At 39.2% G+C, this 1,575-nt stretch carries 1 protein-coding gene; it reads left to right on the top strand.

The features are described from left to right. Positions 1-94 precede the first annotated feature (94 nt). Positions 95-1,132 carry an IS110 family RNA-guided transposase gene (locus PSR9079_RS23320; protein WP_149983449.1) on the top strand — a complete coding sequence of 346 codons (1,038 nt, stop codon included), beginning with the start codon at positions 95-97 and terminating at the stop codon, positions 1,130-1,132. Positions 1,133-1,575: the final 443 nt, after the last annotated feature.

The following is a 1,575-nucleotide window of genomic DNA, read 5'->3' as shown; positions in this document are numbered from 1 at the left end:
TGAAGTCAAGATTTGATAATCATATAGAAAGCTCCTCGAGTTTTTCGATACAGTTGTGTTGACCAAAACATAAACTGAATCCGAGGAGCTTGGTATGAAACTATATGGTGGAATTGACTTGCATTCAAATAATAGTGTTATTGCTATCATTAATGAACAAGGTGAAACGCTTACCGTTAAGCGTTTAAATAATGACATGTCTGTCATTTTATCTTTTCTAACCCCTTATAAAGACAACTTAACAGGGCTTGTTGTTGAGTCAACTTTTAATTGGTATTGGTTAGTTGATGGATTAATGGATGCAGAATTTAAACTCCACTTAGCGAACCCCGCTGCAATTCAACAATATTCAGGCTTAAAACATGCTGATGACCATAGTGATGCACGCTGGTTGGCTGAAATGCTACGTCTAAACATCCTGCCAGAAGGCTACATTTATCCTCGAGAGCTCAGGGCTGTTCGCGACTTAATGCGTAAACGAATGGACATTGTTCAACAGTCCACTAAAAACTTATTATCCGTGCAAAGTTGTTACATGCGTCATCTTGGTTATAAGCTCAGTAGCAACAAAATAAAGCAAATGGCTGCTATCAGAAAAGGCGTTGATGTTGAGCAAGTACACTCGGATTTCAGCTCAACAAATACAGCACTGTCGGTCATTTCTAACCTCACATTGATACGCTGTGCTCAACAGCAAATTAATGCAATAGAGAGCGCTATATTACAACAAACATCGCTCTCCCCTGAATTTATAAACCTAACCAGTATCGATGGGATTGGGAATACGCTAGCACTGACCATTATGTTAGAGACAGGCACAATTAAACGTTTTGATAGTCCAGGTAATTTTTCCTCGTATTGTCGCTGTGTTAAAGGTGCAAGATACAGCAATGGAAAGAAGAAAGGCGCTACAAACCAAAAAAATGGCAATCGATACTTAGCGTGGGCGTTTACTGAGGCCGCTAACTTTGCAATTCGTTATAACCCGACAGTTAAAAAATATTATCAACGAAAGCTGGCTAAAACAAACAAGGTAGTCGCTATTAAAACAGTTGCGCATAAGCTTGCAAGAGCGTGTTATCACGTGCTTAAAGACAATGTACCATTCGATGAACACAAGGCTTTTGCTTAGCGTCTATAAAACAAATTAGGTTAACGTGTTGAGCTAGTAATGGGGTTGGTAAAACCATTAGATTTGATTGAGCCTGCACGTTAACCGCTCATATTTTAAATACTGGATATGCCCAATGTTTGAGCCACAAAGGGTTGGTTATGTGTAAGCATAAACCACAGACTTGTTACAGCGCAGTGTGTAAACACAGCCAGAAACTGGACTGATATTGGTACTAAACGATGACTGAGGCGAAAGCCAAGGGCCTTAATTAATCATCAAAGATGCTTAATTAAACCGCCTAAATTCATATGGGTGACTGGTGCATATTCACACCAATCGACGTCATGACTAGGTGTATAGCCAAATTTAAAGTGAGTTTAAAAAGTAACAACACTTGGTTTTTTGAATAAAAAGATCAAGAAAACACAGCTGCCTGCTTGACCGGAACTTTCTAATGGGTG

The organism is Pseudoalteromonas rhizosphaerae (assembly GCF_902498845.1).
Lineage (GTDB): Bacteria > Pseudomonadota > Gammaproteobacteria > Enterobacterales > Alteromonadaceae > Pseudoalteromonas > Pseudoalteromonas rhizosphaerae.
The sequence above is the reverse complement of the archived record's forward strand: the minus strand, read 5'-3'. Positions and strand labels throughout refer to the sequence as shown.